The 18,461-nt window shown below is 66.9% G+C and carries 17 protein-coding genes and 5 pseudogenes; 10 read left to right on the top strand and 12 right to left on the bottom strand.

Going from position 1 to position 18,461, the window contains the following annotated elements:
* Entirely contained in the window at positions 1 to 1,854 is a 1,854-nt protein-coding gene (locus M7H19_RS17255) for an ABC transporter permease (RefSeq protein ID WP_298182718.1), read from the top strand.
* 324 nt (positions 1,855 to 2,178) lie between these two features.
* Positions 2,179 to 3,096: pseudogene (locus M7H19_RS17250) on the top strand (DMT family transporter); the annotation flags it as partial.
* A 38-nt stretch (positions 3,097 to 3,134) separates the two neighbouring features.
* Here M7H19_RS17250 and hypB read toward each other — a convergent pair.
* From hypB to M7H19_RS17210, 8 genes and pseudogenes are all read right to left on the bottom strand, one after another.
* Positions 3,135 to 3,956 carry a hydrogenase nickel incorporation protein HypB gene (gene hypB / locus M7H19_RS17245; protein WP_298182714.1) on the bottom strand — a complete coding sequence of 274 codons (822 nt, stop codon included), beginning with the start codon at positions 3,954 to 3,956 and terminating at the stop codon, positions 3,135 to 3,137.
* Positions 3,934 to 4,071, bottom strand: a pseudogene (locus M7H19_RS17240) (hydrogenase maturation nickel metallochaperone HypA); the annotation flags it as partial. The gene hypB and the pseudogene M7H19_RS17240, both read right to left, overlap by 23 nt.
* A pseudogene (locus M7H19_RS17235) lies at positions 4,050 to 4,725 on the bottom strand (AIR synthase related protein). The pseudogenes M7H19_RS17240 and M7H19_RS17235, both read right to left, overlap by 22 nt.
* Positions 4,722 to 5,849 carry a hydrogenase formation protein HypD gene (hypD, locus tag M7H19_RS17230; protein ID WP_298182711.1) on the bottom strand — a complete coding sequence of 376 codons (1,128 nt, stop codon included), beginning with the start codon at positions 5,847 to 5,849 and terminating at the stop codon, positions 4,722 to 4,724. Before hypD ends, M7H19_RS17235 begins: the two are co-directional and overlap by 4 nt.
* A gap of 11 nt (positions 5,850 to 5,860) precedes the next feature.
* A complete protein-coding gene (locus M7H19_RS17225; RefSeq protein ID WP_298182708.1) occupies positions 5,861 to 6,133 on the bottom strand; it encodes a HypC/HybG/HupF family hydrogenase formation chaperone in 273 nt (90 codons plus the stop codon).
* A complete protein-coding gene (locus M7H19_RS17220) occupies positions 6,111 to 6,635 on the bottom strand; it encodes a hydrogenase maturation protease (RefSeq protein WP_298182705.1) in 525 nt (174 codons plus the stop codon). The genes M7H19_RS17225 and M7H19_RS17220 overlap by 23 nt, the downstream gene beginning before the upstream one ends.
* Positions 6,632 to 7,903, bottom strand: coding sequence for a hypothetical protein (locus M7H19_RS17215; RefSeq protein ID WP_298182702.1), 1,272 nt, complete (start codon positions 7,901 to 7,903; stop codon positions 6,632 to 6,634). Before M7H19_RS17215 ends, M7H19_RS17220 begins: the two co-directional genes overlap by 4 nt.
* Positions 7,900 to 8,133, bottom strand: coding sequence for a hydrogenase assembly protein HupF (locus M7H19_RS17210; RefSeq protein ID WP_298182699.1), 234 nt, complete (start codon positions 8,131 to 8,133; stop codon positions 7,900 to 7,902). The genes M7H19_RS17215 and M7H19_RS17210 overlap by 4 nt, the downstream gene beginning before the upstream one ends.
* A gap of 326 nt (positions 8,134 to 8,459) precedes the next feature.
* Here M7H19_RS17210 and M7H19_RS17205 point away from each other — a divergent pair, with 326 nt between their 5' ends.
* The 6 genes and pseudogenes from M7H19_RS17205 to M7H19_RS17195 all read left to right on the top strand — a co-directional run bounded on the left by M7H19_RS17205 (position 8,460) and on the right by M7H19_RS17195 (position 10,344).
* Positions 8,460 to 8,627, top strand: a complete 168-nt coding sequence (locus M7H19_RS17205; RefSeq protein WP_298182697.1) for a hypothetical protein — start codon at positions 8,460 to 8,462, stop codon at positions 8,625 to 8,627.
* A gap of 18 nt (positions 8,628 to 8,645) precedes the next feature.
* Positions 8,646 to 8,891 (top strand): annotated as a pseudogene (locus M7H19_RS18685) (hydrogenase expression protein HypE); the annotation flags it as partial.
* Entirely contained in the window at positions 8,834 to 9,097 is a 264-nt protein-coding gene (locus tag M7H19_RS18680; protein WP_363321381.1) for a hypothetical protein, read from the top strand. The pseudogene M7H19_RS18685 and the gene M7H19_RS18680, both read left to right, overlap by 58 nt.
* A 55-nt stretch (positions 9,098 to 9,152) precedes the next feature.
* The gene (locus M7H19_RS17200) at positions 9,153 to 9,809 is read left to right on the top strand and encodes a DUF5947 family protein (RefSeq protein ID WP_298182783.1); all 657 of its coding nucleotides are present in this window, start codon (positions 9,153 to 9,155) and stop codon (positions 9,807 to 9,809) included.
* Positions 9,742 to 10,038: pseudogene (locus M7H19_RS18675) on the top strand (hypothetical protein); the annotation flags it as partial. The gene M7H19_RS17200 and the pseudogene M7H19_RS18675, both read left to right, overlap by 68 nt.
* 141 nt (positions 10,039 to 10,179) lie before the next feature.
* On the top strand, positions 10,180 to 10,344 hold the full coding sequence (locus M7H19_RS17195) for a hypothetical protein (protein ID WP_298182791.1): 165 nt from the start codon (positions 10,180 to 10,182) through the stop codon (positions 10,342 to 10,344).
* A gap of 78 nt (positions 10,345 to 10,422) precedes the next feature.
* On the opposite strand, the gene M7H19_RS17190 is transcribed toward M7H19_RS17195, so the two are convergent.
* The 4 genes from M7H19_RS17190 to M7H19_RS17175 all read right to left on the bottom strand — a co-directional run bounded on the left by M7H19_RS17190 (position 10,423) and on the right by M7H19_RS17175 (position 13,427).
* Entirely contained in the window at positions 10,423 to 11,166 is a 744-nt protein-coding gene (locus M7H19_RS17190; protein ID WP_298182695.1) for a class I SAM-dependent methyltransferase, read from the bottom strand.
* A gap of 370 nt (positions 11,167 to 11,536) precedes the next feature.
* Positions 11,537 to 11,812: a WhiB family transcriptional regulator gene (locus tag M7H19_RS17185; protein ID WP_298182693.1), complete on the bottom strand. Its 276-nt coding sequence runs from the start codon at positions 11,810 to 11,812 to the stop codon at positions 11,537 to 11,539.
* Positions 11,813 to 11,880: 68 nt separating this feature from the next.
* The gene (locus M7H19_RS17180) at positions 11,881 to 12,801 is read right to left on the bottom strand and encodes a ribonuclease Z (RefSeq protein ID WP_298182690.1); all 921 of its coding nucleotides are present in this window, start codon (positions 12,799 to 12,801) and stop codon (positions 11,881 to 11,883) included.
* 206 nt (positions 12,802 to 13,007) lie between these two features.
* On the bottom strand, positions 13,008 to 13,427 hold the full coding sequence (locus M7H19_RS17175; RefSeq protein WP_298182688.1) for a CBS domain-containing protein: 420 nt from the start codon (positions 13,425 to 13,427) through the stop codon (positions 13,008 to 13,010).
* A gap of 296 nt (positions 13,428 to 13,723) precedes the next feature.
* Between M7H19_RS17175 and M7H19_RS17170 the strand changes: the two genes are divergently transcribed.
* A complete protein-coding gene (locus M7H19_RS17170) occupies positions 13,724 to 15,781 on the top strand; it encodes a DNA topoisomerase IV subunit B (RefSeq protein ID WP_298182687.1) in 2,058 nt (685 codons plus the stop codon).
* 38 nt (positions 15,782 to 15,819) lie between these two features.
* A complete protein-coding gene (locus tag M7H19_RS17165; RefSeq protein ID WP_298182685.1) occupies positions 15,820 to 18,303 on the top strand; it encodes a DNA topoisomerase (ATP-hydrolyzing) in 2,484 nt (827 codons plus the stop codon).
* Positions 18,304 to 18,461: the final 158 nt, after the last annotated feature.

Genomic DNA, 18,461 nt, shown 5'->3' with positions numbered 1-18,461 from the left:
ATGTTGGTACTGGCGGGCCGGACCCTGCGGAGTCGCAAGTCCGCCTTCCTCGGCGCGTTCGTCGCCCTCGTCCTCGGCTCGGCGATGCTCATGGGGGCGGTGTCCGTCATCGCCTCGGCCGCGTCGATCCAGGCCACCGGCGCGGACAGGGACGCGCTCGACGGCATCACCTCCGTCATCGGGTTCCTGGCCGCCCTCGCCGCGTTCCTCTCCACCTTCATCGTGGCAGGCACGTTCGCGTTCGCTGTCGCGACGAGGTCCCGAGAGCTGGCGCTGCTGCGAATGGTGGGTGCGACGCCGAGGCAGGTGCGGCGTTTGGTCCGGTCCGAATCCTTGCTCGTCGGCGTTCTCGGTTCGGGTATCGGCTGTGTACTCGGATTGCTGCTCGGCGGTGGCATCGCCCGATCCCTGGTTTGGCTGGGGAGCGCCCCGAACGGATTCACCCTGCAACTCTCGGGGCCGACGATGTACGTCGCGCTGCCGGTGTCCTTCGCCACGGGACTGATCGTGACCTGGTTCGGCGCCGGATCGGCCGCGCGGCGGGCGAGCAGGATCAGCCCTTCCGCCGCGTTACAGGAAGCCGATGTCGACGCGCGGGTGATGACCGGCACGCGCTGGCTCGCGGGGACGCTGTTCCTCGGTCTCGGAATCGCCGCCGTCGCCATGCTGCCCTTCCTCGAAGGGGATGTGCTGATCCCGGTCGGGATGTTCCTGGCCGAACCGTTCGTCGTCGCCGCCGTGCTCCTGTCGCCACTGTTCATCGGTCGGCTCGGCGCGGCCTTCGTTCCCGGCGGTTCGGCGGTCGGCATGGTAGCCAAGGCGAACCTGCGCACCGGGGTTCGCCGTGCCGCGTCGACCTCCGCGCCCGTCGTCCTCGCCGTCGGTGTGTGCGGTTCGCTGCTCGGCATGTCGCTCGTGATGTCCGCTGCGACCGAGACGAGTCTTCGGGAGCGGTATACCGGCGACTTCGTCGTCGGCGGGGGCGCGGACAACGCCGAAGCCCTGCTCCGGCAGACACCGGGGGTGGAGGGTGTGACGACGATCGGCCGGACACAGGTACGGGCCGTATCGGGTGACGGCGTCTGGGACCAGCCCGTGTCCGCCACCGTCGTCGAACCCGACACCATGCGGTCCGCCTTGAGGCTCGACGAGGTCACGGGTTCCCCGGACCGCTTGCGCGGGGCGACGGTGCTGGTCGGCCGGAACCTGGCTTGGTCAATGGGATGGGAACCGGGCGGTGAGTACTCGATACGGTCACCCGACGGCGTGGCGCACCGGGTCACGGTCGTGGGCACCTTCCAGGATGATCCCTTGGTTCAGTCCATGCTGTTCCCGGCCGATCTCCTCGCCGCCGAGACCTCGGCGGTGCACGTCGTCGCCCCGGACGTCTCCGAACAGACTCTGAATGCCGTGGTCGAACGGTTGCCCGGTTCCACGGTGATGCGCACCGAAGCCTGGCTGGAACCGTTGGCCGAGGAAGAGGGCGGTGGCTTGCGGTCCGGAGTATGGCTGCTCAGCGGGTTCGCTTTGGCCTACACCTTGCTGGCGATCGCCAACACCACCGTGCTGGCTTTCCGGTCGCGTCGTCACGAGTTCTCGTCGCTTCGGCTTCTCGGCACCGGAACCGACCAGCTACGGAGTCTGGTACGAGGGGAATCGGTCTCGCTCGGACTGGCGGGTGCCGTGGTGGGCGGTGCGATCGCTTTCGGAACGACGGTGGCGGTCTGGGCCGCGCTGCGGACGAGTGTTCCGAACACACCGTTCGTTCTGCCCGTTTCCGAAGTCCTCGTGTTGACCGCGTGCTGTGTGGGAATGGTTACGGCGGTCTCCGCCGTCGTCGTCCGCAGAATGTAGGATCCGACTCCGCCGTGGACCGACTTTGGAATCGGCTGCTGAAACGTCCCGTTCATTGAGTAGATATTCGGAAGATGATGCACTCCCGGATTTTCTTCGGCGGGGGAATTCCGGCCCCTTCCCGGATTCGTGACTGCGAAGTTATTCTTCCGGAGCGTCTTGACCTGAATGGATCAACAATCGGCTCTGATCGCGTGGATATGGTGATCCGGTCGGCGCAATTATCGTTCGTTCGGCCTCTCTTCCGACTGGAATTCCCGGAGTTGCCACGCGATACCGACCAGGGGTCCGATCAGTGCGTTCAGCAGTGATTTTCAAGTACGGGTGAAACCCATTGCCGCGTCCCCTGCAACGACGGCGGCATCGGCTTCGGCCAGGCAGTGGTGGCGGCCGCCGGCGACCGTTCGCCCGACTGAGGAAGCCGCCGTGGTCCTGACCGTGCTGTTCGCGGGGCTCGCCGCGTTCTGCAACGCACTCGGGTCGGTGCTGCAACGCAAGGGGGCATGCAGCCAGCCCTTCGACGACGCGATGTCGTTACGTCTGCTGTGGAGATTCGTGCACCAGCTGCCGTGGCTGGGCGGCATCGCCTTCATGTTCGGCGGGTTCGTGTTGCAGGTGGCGGCGCTGTCCACGGGGCCCATCTCGCTGGTGCAGCCGGTCCTGGTGGCCGAGATGGGTTTCACGCTCGTGTTGTCGGCCATGCTGCTCGGGTCCAGCATGCACACCCGCGAGTGGACGGCCGTGATCGGCATGAACTCGGGCATCGCGCTGTTGTCGCTGGCCCTGCGGCCGACCGGTGGCGACACCCGTCAGGTGTCCGGGCCGACATGGGCGCTGGGATGTGCGGTGACCCTGGTGGTCATCACCGGACTCGTGCTGCTGGCACATCGGTACCACTACGCTCCCCGCGCCGCCTGCCTGGGAATTGCGGCGGGCATGTTCTTCGGCTTCATCGCCGTGCTCGTGTCCGGGATCACGGGGACCTTCGCGGGCGGGCCGAAAGCCGTGATGACCGCTTGGCAGACCTATGCGCTCCTTGTGGCGGGCCCCGCCGGGTTCTTCCTCTTGCAGGTGACGTTGCGGGTGGGCAGCCTGGTCGCCTCCCAACCCGGGTTGACGCTGGCCAATCCACTGGTCGGCATCGGCTGGGGTGTCGCGGTGTTCGGCGAGGACGTCCGCGGCGGTGGCTGGGTCGCCGTCGAGATCGTGGGCTTCGCCCTCATCACGGCGTGCGCACTGTTGCTGGCCCGTTCCCCGTCACTGCACGGCTTCGCCGGGGCCTACGAGGAGACCGAGGGCAGTGTGGAAGGCGAGGTGGAAGGCGAGGCCGAGTCCGCAGAACCGCCCGAGTCCACGGGGCTCACGGGGTCCACAGAAGACACAGCGGCTTCCGAGGCCGACGAGAGTTCGGACCGCAACCAGGAGAACCACTGATCCAGACCCTCACCCGACACGGAGCTCGTCACGAGAAGCTCCGCCGCGGGATTGACGCGCCGCAGGTGCCGGGCGAAGTGTTCCACCTCGAACGTCAAGTGCGGAACGAGGTCGGTCTTCGTCAACACCACCAGATCGGCGGCCCGGAACATGTGTGGATACTTCAGTGGCTTGTCCTCGCCCTCGGTGACCGACACCAGCACGACCCGGCGCCTCTCGCCGAGGTCGAACAGCGCCGGGCACACGAGGTTGCCGACGTTCTCCACCACCACCAGCGACCCGTGCGGCGGGTCGAGCTCCCGCAACGCCCGCGACACCATCCCGGCGTCGAGGTGACAACCCGACCCGGTGTTGACCTGCACGGTACGGCAGTCGACGGCCCGGAGCCGGTCGGCGTCGAGGGAACCGGCCTGGTCGCCTTCCACCACACCGATGAAGACCTCGCCGATGAGCGCGCGCACGGTGGTCTCCAGCAGCGTGGTCTTGCCCGATCCCGGCGCGCTCATCAGGTTCACCGCGCACACGGCGTGCTCGGACAACCAACCGCGGTTGTCCTCGGCGATGCGGTCGTTCTTCGTGAGTACGTCCTGCTCGACCGGCACCGGGTCACTGTCGAGCCAGTGTTCCTGCACGGGGATCTGCCCGTCACATCCGCATGTTCCGCACATCTTGTGCCACCTCCACGTCGCGAATCCGTAGTTGTTGTCCTGACATCACGTCCACGTCCATCGAGCCGCACGCGCACACGTCCAGAAACGACGTCAGCCGTACGTCGGCCCCGCAATGCGGGTGCCGCCGAATGCGGTGTTGAGCAGCACCGTGCCCGCCGGGTCGGGGCCGACCCGGCCGATCACGGCGGCGCCCGCTCCCAACGGGTGTTCGCGCAGTACGGCGACGGCCCGCTCGGCGTGGGCGCCTTCGCCCACGCCGACGAACCGGCCCTCGCAGGCCACGTAGAGCGGGTCGGTGCCCAGCAGCTCGCAGGCGCCACGTACTTCGTCGCGCACCGGCACGGCTGCCTCGTCCACCACGACGGACACGCCCGCCGTTTCGGCGGCTCGCTCATGGATCGCACGATGCGGCCAGGTCGTCGATCGCGAAGCCCTCTTCCAGGATGAAGCCGCACGACAGGTAGGCCGGGGTGGCACCCGCGACGGCGAGGTCGTTCACGGTGCCGTTGACGGCGAGGTCACCGATGTTCCCGCCGGGGAAGAACAGGGGCGACACGACGAACGAGTCGGTGGTCATGGCCAGCCTCGCGTCACCGAGCGGTTCCAGCGTCGGATTGCGGAAGGATTCCACGAACACGGCCTCGATGAGTGTCTGCGTCGCCTTGCCACCGGCGCCGTGCGTGGCGGTGACGCGCTGCTCCCGCACCTTCGGCTTGCGGCGGCTGGCCCGCTCGATACGTTCGAGAACGTCGTCCTCGGTCCTCATACGGTGCTCGCCTCCTTGAGCCGCTGTCGGGTGAACCGGCCGAAGTTGTAGTAGGCGGCGCACGCCCCCTCGGGCGACACCATGCAGGTACCGATGGGGGTCTCCGGGGTGCACGCGGTGCCGAACACCTTGCACTCCCACGGCTTCAGCACACCCTTGAGGACCTCCCCGCACTGGCACGACTTCGGGTCAGCCACGCGCACCCCGGGCAGGGAGAACCGTTGTTCCGCGTCGAAGTGCGCGTACTCGTCACGCAGCCGCAGCGCCGAGTGGGAGATGAACCCAAGCCCGCGCCACTGGAAGTACGGGCGCAGCCGCATCGTGCGCGCGATGGCCTCCAGCGCCACCGGACTGCCTTCCCACGGCACCACCCGCGCGTACTGGTTTTCCACCTCGGAGCGCCCTTCGCGCAGCTGCCGCAACAGCGAGTGCACCGACTGGAGGATGTCCAGCGGTTCGAAGCCTGCGACCACGAGCGGTTTGCCGTAGTCGCGGGGAACGAACTCGTACGGCCGGCACCCGATCACCGTGGACACGTGTCCCGGGCCGAGGAAACCGTCGAGTCGCAGGTCGGGGGAGTCGAGGATGGCTTTGATACCGGGAATGATCGTGACGTGGTTGCAGAACACCGAGAAGTTCTCGATGCCTTCCCGCTCGGCCCGCAGCAGGGTCATCGCCGTGGACGGCGCGGTGGTCTCGAATCCGATCGCCATGAACACCACGTGTTTGTCGGGATTCTGTTTCGCGATGCGCAGCGAGTCCAGCGGCGAGTACACCATGCGGATGTCGGTGCCTTCGGCGTCGGAGTCGAAGAACGTGCCGTCGGACCCGGGCACCCGCATCATGTCGCCAAACGACGTCATGATCACATCTGGCAGGCTCGCGAGGTGGATGGCGTCGTCGACCCTGCCCATGGGGATGACGCACACGGCACAGCCCGGGCCGTGCACGAGTGAGACCTGCTCGGGGAGGTGATCGGCGATCCCGTGCTTGTAGATGGTGTGGGTATGTCCGCCGCACACCTCCATGAACTTGTACTGCCTGCCGGGCTCGCACAGTTCGGCGATCCGGGTCGCCAGTGCCCGTGCCGTGTCTGCGTCGCGGTACTCGTCGACAAAGCGCATCGTCGTCGCCTTCACTCGATCATCGATTGACTCAGTACGTCCATCTCGTCGGTATAGGCGCTGCCCAGTTCCTGGAAATAGCGCAGCACGGAAACGTCCTCTTCTTCATCGATTTTGGACAATGGGAATCCAATGTGGATCAAGATCCAGTCGCCGGGGACGGGCGGATCGTTCTCCAGCAGGCCGATGTCGACCGCCCTACGGACACCGCTGGCGTTCACCCTCGCCAGTTCGGGGCGCTCCGACAGGATCTCGACCACTTCACCGGGGATTCCGAGACACATCGGTGCTATCCCTTTCCAACATGTCGGAGACGAGGACACGCACCTGCCGTGTCGCCTCGTCCACAGCGGCGGCCACCGGAGCACTCAATCCCATGCCCTCGGCCACGGTCAGCGGCTCGCATCCCACCACGAAAACGCGGCCGGGAGCTCCGCCGAGTCTGCGCAGCAGCGCGAGCACGGCCGCGGGATGCATGCCGTGCGCGTCGAGCACCGGTCCTTCGCCGTCGTGCTCGGCACCGCCGGTGTCGGCGGTCGGGTCGGCGTCGAGCACGTACAACGTCCCCGGCTCACCGCCTCGGCGGACGGCATCGACGAAGACCGTGAACTCGTAGCCACCGTCCAACAGTGCGTAGGCCAGGTGCACGCCCCGGATGCCGTAGTCCGCCACCACCACTTCCGGCGGCAGGTCGCGAGTGTACATCCGGGACACCACCTCGACCCCGAAACCGTCGTCGCAGTGGAAGACGTTGCCGATCCCGGCGATGAGCATCCGACTCGTCACGGCCACACCTTTCCGGGGTACGGCTCGACCTCCGCGGTGGTGAAGTATCGGAACCGGCCCTGCACCAGCTGCCACTCCTCGGCCGGATCACCGTCCACCGTCACGGCGAGGTAGCACGTGCCGTCGACGTCCTCCAACACGTTGCGCACCGTGGCGATGCGGCCCTCGACGAACATGTCCTGCGCGTCCCCGTTGCTGCGAGGACGCAGCACCACCTTGCTACCGGTACCGATCTCGGTCTGTCCGACCCGCACGACCCGCATCCTGCCGTGCATGGCCTGCCGGGGCTGTTGGGGCTGTTGGGGCTGTTGGGGCAGGTCCTCGACCCGGTCGATGATGCGCCGGGCACGTTCGTCGGTGGCGCGCGCCTCTCGTTTCTCCTCGTCGGTCAACGTCAACGTGTGCAGGGTCAACATCTCGTCGATCTCGCACGCGTCGAAGAAGTCGCCCTGGCTGCTCGGGCCCACCTTGGGGTGGTCGTAGAGGATGATCGGTGACGACAGCATCGTGTCGTTGCTGCCGGGAGGGCCGACCAAGACCGGCCAGGTGTGCTCGTTGACGCACTCTTTCGCGTGTGCGGCCGCCCAGTCCGGTGGGTCGAGCAGGGACAGGAGATGTCCGTCGGTCAAGGTGAGGACGGTGTGGGCGGCGATGAGGGAGTGTCGCAGCGCCTCGTCACGGGTGTGTCCAGCGCAGTCGACGGGCGCCGTGTTGGCCACCGTCACGTGCAGCCGCACCAGTCCGGGAAGGCGTTCGGCGCGACACCGCAGCTCGGCCGTCAACGGTTGCTTGCGCCGCACCACGCGACCGCCTTCCACGGCCGTAGTCAGCTCGCCACCTCGGACGAGGATCGGTATCCACTGCTCGGATTCGAGCAGTCGCCGCACCGGCAGCACCACGTCGTGTTCGCGCTCGATCGCCTCGTCCCACGGCAGCAGTTCGTCCTCGCCGATGATCAGCGCGTCCACCTCGCGGTAGTGCCCGGGCGTGTCGGTCTCTTCGACCTCCACCGTGCGCCGTTGTGCCTGGAGGAACCGCAGTCGCACATGCAGTTCGGCGTCCGGCCCCACCTCGGCGAGGCATTCGGTGCGGCAGGACGAGTGCTCCCCGGTGCCCGTCGCCGCATACGACGGGGGCACCAGGACGCCGAACTGCCAGCGGGCCTGGTTCTCCGTCGCCGACGCGCGGTAGGGGTAGAGCACGTAGCCCTCGTAGAGCACGGCGTCTGCGACGGCCTTGACGTGGTCGAGCGCCGGTCCGTCGGTCATCGCGGCACCCCGATAGCTTCCTTGGCGTGCACGAGCAGTTCCGCACCCGGCCGCAGCGACGCCGGGTCGACCAGCGCCACACTGATCTCCTCGGGACCGAACCCGGTGTCCACCACGGCCAGGTCGTCACCGAGCAGGTGCACCACCCGGACCACGACAGCGGTGTCGGAACAGGTCACGCAGACGTCGTCGTCGCACAGGGGCTGTGGATCGTGATGGTGGACGGTCATGACACCGCCTCCGGCGGTTGCCGGCGGTGCTCGAACGCGGCGTCGACGCGGGTGTCGAGAACGTGAGGGTCAAACAATGGTCGTCCGGGATCTCGTTGATGCACTGGCTATTCACTGACTACTGTGGACGGTCCTGGAACGGGCCGACGATGACTTCACGCTACGAGTCGTACACAGTGCGCACAAATCGATGTCTTCGGCCCGGTTCACGCCGCTCCGGCAAGGGGAAGACGAGGGAAACAGCGAGGCGTACCCAGCGATTCGGCGCTCCAAACGTGTCCACACCGGACGTGTACGAAAACCTGCGCGCAGCCGACCGAAGTCACATGCTAAGCCGGACGAGCGCACAGACCGGCACGACCGAGATCGACGAGGTCCGTATCCTGTGGACCTCCGAGGGGATGAGCTGCGGCGGTGACACCGTCTCGGTCACCGCCGCATCACTGCCGAGCATCGAGGACGTGGTGCTGCAGGCCGTACCGGGCATTCCCTAGGGCCACCTGCACAACAAGGTGCTCCCCTACGCCAACGGCGAGAAGTTCCTCAAGCCGTCCTTCCAGGCCGAGAACGACGAACTCGACCGCCGTTCATCTTCGTCGTCGAGGGTTCTATCCCGAACGAGAACGTCCATACCGACGGCGGCTTCTGGAGCGCAATGGGCAACGATCCGGAAGACGGGTCAGCCCAAGACGCTCAACTGTTGGATCGACGGACCGGCCCCGAAAGCGTGGGCCGTCGTGGCCATCGGGACCTGCGCCACCTACGGCGGGATTCACGCGATGGCGGGAAACCCCACCGGGTGCATGGGCTCGTCGACTACCTGGGTGAGGATTTCCGGTCGGCGGGTGGCCTTCCCGTCATCAACGTCCCGGGCTGCCCGGTACAGCCGGACAACTTCATGGAGACGTGGCTGTGGGTGCTGCACCAGGCCCGGATTCCCCGACAAGTTCATGTCGTTCATTGACGAGCCCCCGGGTGGTGCCTTGTCCTCGTCGCTGTTTCGCGGTTACAGCGTGTTCATGAAGGGCAAGGACCCTCACAACTCGCACTTCATCACCAGCCGTATCTGCGGCACCTGCGGTGACAACCACGGCGACCTCCACGGCTACCGCACCATCGCCGACATCGTGCGCGCGTTCAACCCCTTCGAGGGCGAGGTCTACAAACGTGCTCTGGAGATCAGCCGGATCACCCGGCAGATGTGCTGCGCGTGCCAGGCGTGCGCGTTGCTGTTCGAACGCGACACCACGGACACAGGCCGGTACCGCACTGTGCCACGCCTGAGGAAGAGGCTCACCGAACCACCCGTCGACGACGTGATGTGGGCGGCCCTGGAAGTGCCCGTGCGACTGGCGCTCTTCGTCCACCACATCGCCGGGTGCGAGCACGGCTTTGAGACCGTCACAGCGTACTACCCGAGCCCACTCGGCGTGGTCGGCACGGACGTGGACGCCGAGGCCTGGGCGCGAGTGGAACACCCGCCTCCGGAACCCGAGGTGACGGCGCTGCTCGTGCACCGGGACGCCGGCGAACACTGGTTGGTCGGCATCGACGAGTGCTATCGACTCACCGCGCGGGTACGTCACGCGTGGACCGGTATGACAGGAGGTGACGAGGTATGGCGCGAGATCGATCGCTTCTTCGCCGAATTACGCGACGGCGTCGGTCCCACCTGAGACTCGGCAAACCCGACGTGAGCGTCGACCTGCCCTCGCGCACCCGCGGGGTGAAACAGGGCAACAGCATCGGCAACTACGAAAAGCAGCCCGGGCACCTTCCCGACGGGAAGTCCACGGCCGAGTGTTCGACCGGGATCGCCGAGCAGTGGTCTCACAGCAACGGCGACCTCGCGTGGCCCGGCCGACCGTGCACGTACCGCGGTTCACCGGTCGCACCGTCGTGGACGTGCCCGTGCCGTGCGGACACGACGTGGAACTGGCTTCGGTGAGCTACCTGCGAGCGGCTGCTCGACTACCGCATGCGCCACGCTTACACCTCGCCGCAGGAAGCGATCGAGTCCCTACTGAAATCGTCGGGGAGCACGTGATGAGCAAGCAACGTATGACCGAGCGGGGTTCGGGGCTGTATCTCGGCCCCTGGGCCGCCCGTGTGCTGACAGGGCTTGCGGGCATCACCGTGGTGGCCGTCGTGGCCGCGGTGCTGCGCGAGATGCCGGGCATGGTGCGCTACGCCAAGATCAAGTTGATGTAGTCCCTCGGCGGGTGTGCGAACTCCGCGGACACGGCTACGCAGACTGCGGACACGGCTGCACAACTTGCGGACACGCCGTCAGCCGGGTTTGTGGGCGACGCAGAGGACCGACTGGCCGAACGGGATGGGCAGTTTCTTCTCCACGGCGCGGGTCACCGGCACCACGAAGCGGTCGTAGATCGACACGAGCTTCGGGTTCGGGGCCTTCGTCCCGCCCTTGCGCACGGCGGCCCACCAGGCGAACGCGCCCAGGAAGTTCACGGGACGGGCGACGTCGACCACGAGTCCCGCTTCGCGGGCGGTGGCGGCGATGGTCGTCGGGGTGTAGCGCCGGTGGTGGCCCACCTTGCGGTCGAACTCACCGTAGAGCTGCTGGTATCCCGGCACGAACAGCACGACGTTGCCGGTCGGTGTCAACGACCGGGACAGCTGCCGCAGCGCGCCGATGTCGTCGGCGATGTGTTCCAGTACGTTGATCGCCACCAGAGTTTCCACCGGTTCGGCGAGCGTGGTGGTGCCGTCGATGTCGTACTGCTGGACCTCCACCTCAGGCCGATCGACGAAGCGTTCCTTGAGTTTCTGCACGGCCCCGGCGTCGACATCGGTCACCACGTAGCGGTCGAAGCCGGTGAACTCGGAGGCGAACTCGCCCAGCCCCGCACCGACCTCCAACACCGTGCGCCCACAGTGGGGGCGGATGAGTTCACGTTGGTAGGCGAGGTAACGCGGCTTTTCGTGGTCACTTTCGAGATCGCGACCGGTCGCGGCCTGAAAGGCGTTGTCGGCACGATGAGGGCCGTCGTGGGGCTGTTCTGTCGGCACGTGTGCCTCCGCGCATCACTCGGGGATAGATGTTATCGATCTGTCGTCAGATCGTGATGCACGAGAGTAGTACAGGTCATTACGGCTCGCAGTCATGTGGGGCTGCCGTTCCATCCGGCTCGTTTCCGCGCGGGGCGTCTTGCAATACGGCACGACCCCGCCCGCGGTGTCCGCGGTGCGGGGCCGTGGTCGAGCTCCCGACACGCATTCGTCGCCTCGCGGCGAATGGCGCGACGCGGCTCCAGCGTTACCGGTATTCCGCGAAGGCAAATGGGTGAGGCCCGGGGACAGAAAATACGTGCCGGTACCTAGTACAACATCGATCAGGGATCGATGTTTCCCATTTCCGCGGTGACGTGTGTCACAAGTGTTAGGCGACTCGGTTCTCGTGGTCCTCGGCGCGGCCACGGCGATTCCTGCGGAGCAGGTCGCGCCGTTCCCGTTCGGTCAGCCCGCCGAAAATGCCGTAATCGAGTCCGTTGTCCAGCGCGTAGCGCAGGCACTCCTCCCGCACCGGGCAGCGTGCGCACACGGCCTTGGCCTGGGCCGTCTGTTGCGCCCCGGGACCCATGTCGGATACTGGGAAGAACAGTTCGGGGTCTTCGTCACGGCAGGCGGCATGGTGCCGCCAATCCTCGTTCATCATGGCGTGCCGCCTCCTTTCACATAGCGGCAAAAACAGCAACCGAGGGGGTAACGCGGCACCGCTTTCCCCTATTTCGGGCGCGGCCTCCTCGGTATGGGAATGCGGTCGAGGTCACGTGCGACCACGATGTCGCCGCCGAATACCTCCGACGCTTCGTCATGAAATGCCTGCGGGTCGTGGTAGCGCTGTGAGAAGTGGGTGAGCACGAGAGTGCTGACTCCGCTCTCGGCCGCCACGCGCGCCGCCTGGCGTGCCGTGAGGTGGCCGTACTTCTCGGCCAATTCCGACTCTGTTGTCAGGAACGTGGATTCGATGACCAAAAGGTCCGCTCCCTCAGCGAGGACGAACACGTTGTCGCACAGGCGGGTGTCCATCACGAACGCGAACCGTTGTCCCTCGCGGACCGTGCTGACCTCCTCGACGGTCACGGTGCGACCGCCTGCGTCGATCGTTCCTTCCCGTCGCAGCCTGCCGACGTCGGGCCCGCTGATGCCGTACCGCTCCAGCAGGCGCGGGAGCATGGTGCGGCGATCGGGTTCGACGAGCTGATAGCCGAACGCCTCCACGGGGTGGTCGAGTCGTCGGGCGCGTAGCTCGCCAAAGTCCCCACGTGCCACGACCCCGTCGTCGGTGACGGGGTCTTCCACCAGTTCGGTGGTCTCGTGGAAGGAGCTCGCGTGTCGTAGTCGTTCGAAGTACGCCTGTCCCGAAGCCGGGTAGTGGGCGTGGACACGCCGCACGCCGTCCAACGACAGGCGTTGGGCGACGCCCGGTACGCCCAGGCAGTGGTCACCGTGGAAGTGGGTGAGGCACAAGCGGGTGATGGCACTCGCGGGTGCTCCCGCGAGCGTCATCTGTCGTTGGGTGCCCTCGCCGGGATCGAACAGGAAGCCGTCCGAGTCCCACCGCAGGAGGTAGCCGTTGTGGTTGCGTGTGCGGGACGGCACCTGACTTCCGGTGCCCAGCACAATCAGCTCGCGGTTCGACACACGACGACGGTACGAGCGGTCTTACGGCCCCGCGTCTCCACATGCCGGTTCGAGGGGCTCGGTGGCCCGATGGTGGCCCGGCACGCCCGCTGCTTCGGGTGGGTCGCGGGACCGCCTCGACCGCCGGGTTCCGCAGGACTCATCGCACCTGTCTCGGCGTGTCGCACGGACCCTCGTGCTGTGCTCGTCTCGCTCGTAGGTGCCCGCTACCGGTTGCCCTGCGCCGCGCTGATGTCGCCGAGCGCCGAGTTGGGGTCCCGTTCCATGGCGGCGTCGCCGATGGAGAACACTCCGATGGCATCGCCGTCCTCCACCACTGGGATCCGGCGGATGGCGTGCTCGCGCATCTTCGCGATCACGTTGCTCGCCTCCTCGTCGGGGCGGGCCGTGGTCAGGTTTTCACTGCAGAGCTCCCGCAGCCGCGTGTTCGACAGGTTGTCGCGTTCGGCGAGCCCTCGAATCACCAGGTCACGGTCGGTCACGATGCCTCGTAACTGACCCTCGTCGACCACCAACACGTCGCCGATGTCGTCGTCCCGCATCCTGCGTGCGGCGTCCCGAGCCGGGGCGTCTCCAGGCATGGTGACGGGCTGGGGTGTCATCAGGTCTCGTACAAGCTGTGCCATGGAATCTCCTTTCCTCGTGGGATCCATGCCACTCGGTCGGGTACCCCGGTACCCAGTTGTTACTCCCTTCCGTGTGGCCTTCCGTAGGGGCGGGCGTGGGTGGTGGGGCCGCTCGAGGCGGGGACGGATTCTGCGAGAGTCGGGGAGGGAATGGCGGCGAACACACCAGCGCCTGCCACAGGCGCGGCATCGGTGTCGTTACCCTGCACTACGCTGGTGCGGCGCTCGAACAGTTGACCGAACTGTTCGATGTGACCGTCACGATCCTGCTTATCACGACCGGGGAGAGCGACCACGTGACTGCCTCTGCTGAGAACCTCTACGGGGCCGATGACCTGACGCACCTCGAAGGTCTCGAAGCGGTGCGCAAGCGGCCGGGCATGTATATCGGGTCCACCGACAGTCGCGGGGTCAACCACCTTTTCACCGAGATCGTCGACAACTCCACCGACGAAGGCGTCGCGGGCCACGCCACGAAGATCGTGGTCACGCTGCACGCCGACGGCAGTGTGGAGGTCTCCGACGACGGCCGCGGCATTCCCACGGGAACGCACGGCAAGTCCGGCCTCAGCGGCGTGGAGCTCGTGCTGACGCGGCTGCACGCGGGTGGCAAGTTCGGTGGCTCCGGGTACAAGGCCTCCGGGGGCCTGCACGGTGTGGGAGCCTCCGCCGTCAACGCGCTGTCGTTGCGACTCGACGTCACGGTCAAGCGCGACGGCAAGGTGCACGAGATGTCCTTCTCCCGCGGCGTGCCCGGTGTCTTCGACGGTCCCGGCCCCAAGGCGAAGTTCACCCGGCAATCGGGCCTGCGGTTCGTGCGGAAGATGAAGCGCGGTGAGTCCACCGGCACCACCATCCGGTACTGGCACGACGCCCGGTACTTCGAACGCGGGGCGGCGCTGGACCCGGAACAGGTGCGGACGAAGCTGCGCAACACCGCGTTCTTGGTGCCCGGTGTGACCTATGTGCTGCGCACGGCCACCGACTCCACCATCAACGAGGAGACGTTCCACTATCCCAACGGACTGGTGGACATGGTCGAGTTCCTCGCCCCCGCGGGCGACCGAGCGGTGTGCGACACGCAGCTCATCACGGGGGAGGGCACGTACCGCGAGAACGCCGCAGACGCCAACGGCGTCATGCAGTCGAATATGGAACGCCGCGCCGAGGTGGAGATAGCGCTGCGGTGGGGCACCGGCTACGAGCGCACGGTGGAGTGCTTCACCAACACCATCCGCAACGTCCACGGCGGCACCCACCGGAAAGGCTTCGAACGCGGACTCGTGCGCGCGGTGCACGACGCCATCTCCAAGACGCGGGGGCTGCTCAAGCCCAAGGAGGAACCGCCGATCCTCGACGACGTGTGCGAGGGGCTGACCGCGGTCGTCCACGTGCGCATCCCCGAGCCGCAGTTCACCTCGCAGACCAAGGACGAACTGTCGACCTCGGGCATCACCAAGGTGGTTCAGGGGCTCGTCGAGAAGCACATCAAGGCCTGGGCCGAGCACCGCAGGACCAGGGCCGAGGCCAAGACGGTGCTGCAGAAGATCGTCGACGCCTCGCGGGTGCGGCTGGCGCAGAAACAGCAGAAGGACGCCGCCCGCCGCAAGACCGCTCTCGAGGGCGCGGCCATGCCGCCGAAGCTCGTCGACTGCCGCAGCACTGGTGTGTCCCGCAGCGAGCTGTTCCTCGTGGAGGGCGACAGCGCGCTCGGTTCGGCGCGGCTGGCGAGGGTGTCGGAGTACCAGGCGCTGCTGCCGTTGCGCGGCAAGATCCTCAACGTGCAGAAGGCCAATCTCGGCGAGGCGTTGAAGAACGCCGAGATCGCCTCCATCGTGCAGGTGCTGGGCGCGGGCACGGGGCGCACGTTCGACATCTCCTCGATGCGCTACGGCCGCGTGATCCTCATGGCCGACGCCGACGTGGACGGTTCCCACATCCGTACCCTGCTCATCACACTGTTCGCGCGGTACATGCGCCCGGTGATCGCCGAAGGCCGCCTCTACGCCGCCATGCCACCGCTGCACAAGATCGTCACGAAGGGGCGTAAGCCGGAGACCCACTACACCTACACCGAACGCGAGATGGAGGCGAAGGTCGCCGAGCTGGAGAAGGCGGGCAAGCAGGTGGTCAAGCCGGTGCCCCGGTTCAAGGGGCTCGGTGAGATGGACGCCGACGAGTTGTGGGAGACCACCATGAACCCCGTGACCCGTTCGGTCCGGCGGATCACCCTGGACGACGCCGACGCCGCCGAGGCCACGCTGGAACTGCTCATGGGCGAGAAGGTCGAACCCCGCCGCAAGTGGCTCATCACCTCGGCCGAGCGGGTCAACCAGGCTGCGATCGACATCTGATCGACATCTGACGAGGACTAGGAAGCGACGAGTAAGTCATGGCACGGCGTAAGAACCCCACCACCCGGGTCGACCCGTCCGCCTTCGATCAGGCGGGCGCGCGTGTTTTCGACAATCCGGTGACCACCGAGATCGAGGATTCGTACCTGGAGTACGCCTACTCGGTGATCCACTCCCGCGCGTTGCCGGACGCGCGGGACGGGCTCAAGCCCGTACACCGCCGCATCCTGTACTCGATGCACGAGAGCGGCTACCGCCCCAACCACGCCTACGTCAAGTCGTCGCGTGTGGTGGGTGACGTGATGGGCCGCTACCACCCGCACGGCGACACCGCCATCTACGACGCCATGGTGCGGTTGGCGCAGGACTTCTCCATGAACGTCCCGCTGGTGGACGGGCACGGTAACTTCGGAAGCCCGGACGACGGCCCGGCGGCCTCGCGGTACACCGAAGCCCGTATGTCGCCCGAGGCCATGCTGCTGGTGGGCGAGCTGGGCGAGGACACCGTCGACTTCCGGCCGAACTACGACGGGTCGTTGGAAGAGCCGTCGGTGTTGCCCGCGGCGTTCCCGAACCTGCTGGTCAACGGCACCTCGGGCATCGCGGTCGGAATGGCGACCAACATGATCCCGCACAACCTCGGCGAGGTCGTGGCCGCCGCGCGGTGGCTCATCAACCACCCGAACGCCTCGCTGGACAAGCTGATGGAGTTCGTACCCGGCCCCGACCTGCCCACAGGCGGCCAACTGCTGGGGCTGGACCAGGTGCGCAAGGCGTACGAGACCGGTCGCGGGGTCGTGCGTATGCGTGCGAAGGTCACCACCGGACCGATCGAGGGCAGCCGCAGGCAGGGCATCACGGTCACCGAACTGCCCTACGGCGTGGGCCCGGAGAAGGTGATCGAACGCATCACCGAAGAGGTCAACAAGACCAAGCGGCTGACGGGTATCGCCGACGTCAAGGACCTCACCGACCGCGAGAACGGCACGAAACTCGTCATCGAGTGCAAGGTCGGCGTCAATCCGCAGGCACTGTTGGCCGACCTCTACCGTCTCACGCCGCTGGAGCAGTCGTTCGGCATCAACAACCTCGTGCTCGTCGACGGCCAGCCGCGCACGCTAGGGCTCAAGGAACTGTTGGAGGTGTTCCTGGCCCACCGGTACGAGGTCGTCACCCGCCGCACGCGCTACCGTCGTCGCAAGCGCGAGGAACGTCTGCACCTGGTGGAGGGCCTGCTCAAGGCTCTGGTCGACATCGACAAGGTCATCAAACTCATCCGGGGCAGTGAGAACGCGCAGGCCGCCAAGGATGGCCTGATGAAGCGGTTCAAGCTGTCCGAGGTCCAGGCCGCCTACATCCTCGACACGCCGCTGCGCAGGCTCACCAAGTACGACAAGCTCGAACTGGAGTCCGAACAGGACAAGCTCCGGAAGGAGATCGCGGAGCTGACGGAGATCCTCGACGACGAGAAGGTGCTCAAGAGGGTCGTGTCGAAGGAACTGGCCAAGGTGGCCAAGGACTTCTCGGCCCCGCGCCGCACGGCGTTGATCGACGGTGACCTGAAGGAGGTGCTGGCCGCCTCCAAGCCCGCGGGACCTCTGGAGGTCGCCGACGACCCGTGCCAGGTGATCCTGTCGTCCACCGGACTGGTGGCCCGGACCGCGGCCGAGTCCGAGGAGGCCGTCGAGGGGCGCAGACGTAGCGGCAGGGCCCGGCACGACGCCATCGCCGCAGTGGTCCATACCACTGCGCGTGGTCAGGTGTTGCTGGTCACCAACCGGGGACGGGCGTTCAAAACCGAGGTGCTGCCGTTGCCGGTACTGCCGCAGTCGTCGGGCACGGTGTCGCTGCGGGGCGGTGTGGCCGTGCACGAGCTCGCCTCGTTGGAGCGCGACGAGCGGGTGGTGGGCCTGGCCCCCTTGGGGGAGCAGGCGCAGGGCTCGCCGGGGCTGGCGCTGGGCACCCGGCACGGTGTGGTGAAGGTGTGTGCACCCGACTGGCCGGTGCGGTCCGACGAGTTCGACGTCATCGCACTCAAGGACGGCGACGAGGTGGTGGGTGCCACGTGGCTCGCCGACGGTTCCGAGACGCTGACGTTCGTGACGTCTCAGGCGTCCCTGTTGCGCTTCGACGCGTCGCTGGTGCGGCCCCAGGGGCTGCGCGGGGGCGGCATCGCGGGCGTCAACCTGCCCAAGGACTCCGAGGTGGTGTTCTTCGGCGCGGTGCGCGCGGACGACGCCGAGCACGGTGAGCCGATGGTGGTGACGGCGACGGGGGAGACCGTGAAGGTCACTCCGTTCTCCGAGTACCCGGCCAAGGGCCGCGCGACCAGTGGTGTGCGGGCGCACCGGTTCCTCAAGGGCGAGACGAGGCTCGTGCTGGCCTGGGTCGGTCCACGTCCCGTCGCCTCGACCAAGCGGGGCGAGTCGGTTGAGTTGCCCGAGGTCGATCCGCGCCGTGACGGTTCGGGAGCCGCCCACCCCCGCCCCGATGTCGTGGGCCACCAGATCGAACGCCCGTAACCGGCAGGCTACGCAGCCGTGTCCGCAGCCTGTGTAGTCGTGTCCGCAGGCTGTGTAGTCGTGTCCGCAGGTCGCGTAGCGGTGTCCGCGTCTGGTTGACCTCGGACACCACCGAAGGACGGATCGCCGAGGCCGACGGACACGAATACACGAATAAT

Origin of the sequence: Saccharomonospora sp., assembly GCF_027317685.1 — a bacterium.
In the GTDB taxonomy this organism is placed as follows: domain Bacteria; phylum Actinomycetota; class Actinomycetes; order Mycobacteriales; family Pseudonocardiaceae; genus Saccharomonospora.
This window is presented reverse-complemented; position numbering and strand designations above follow the sequence as displayed.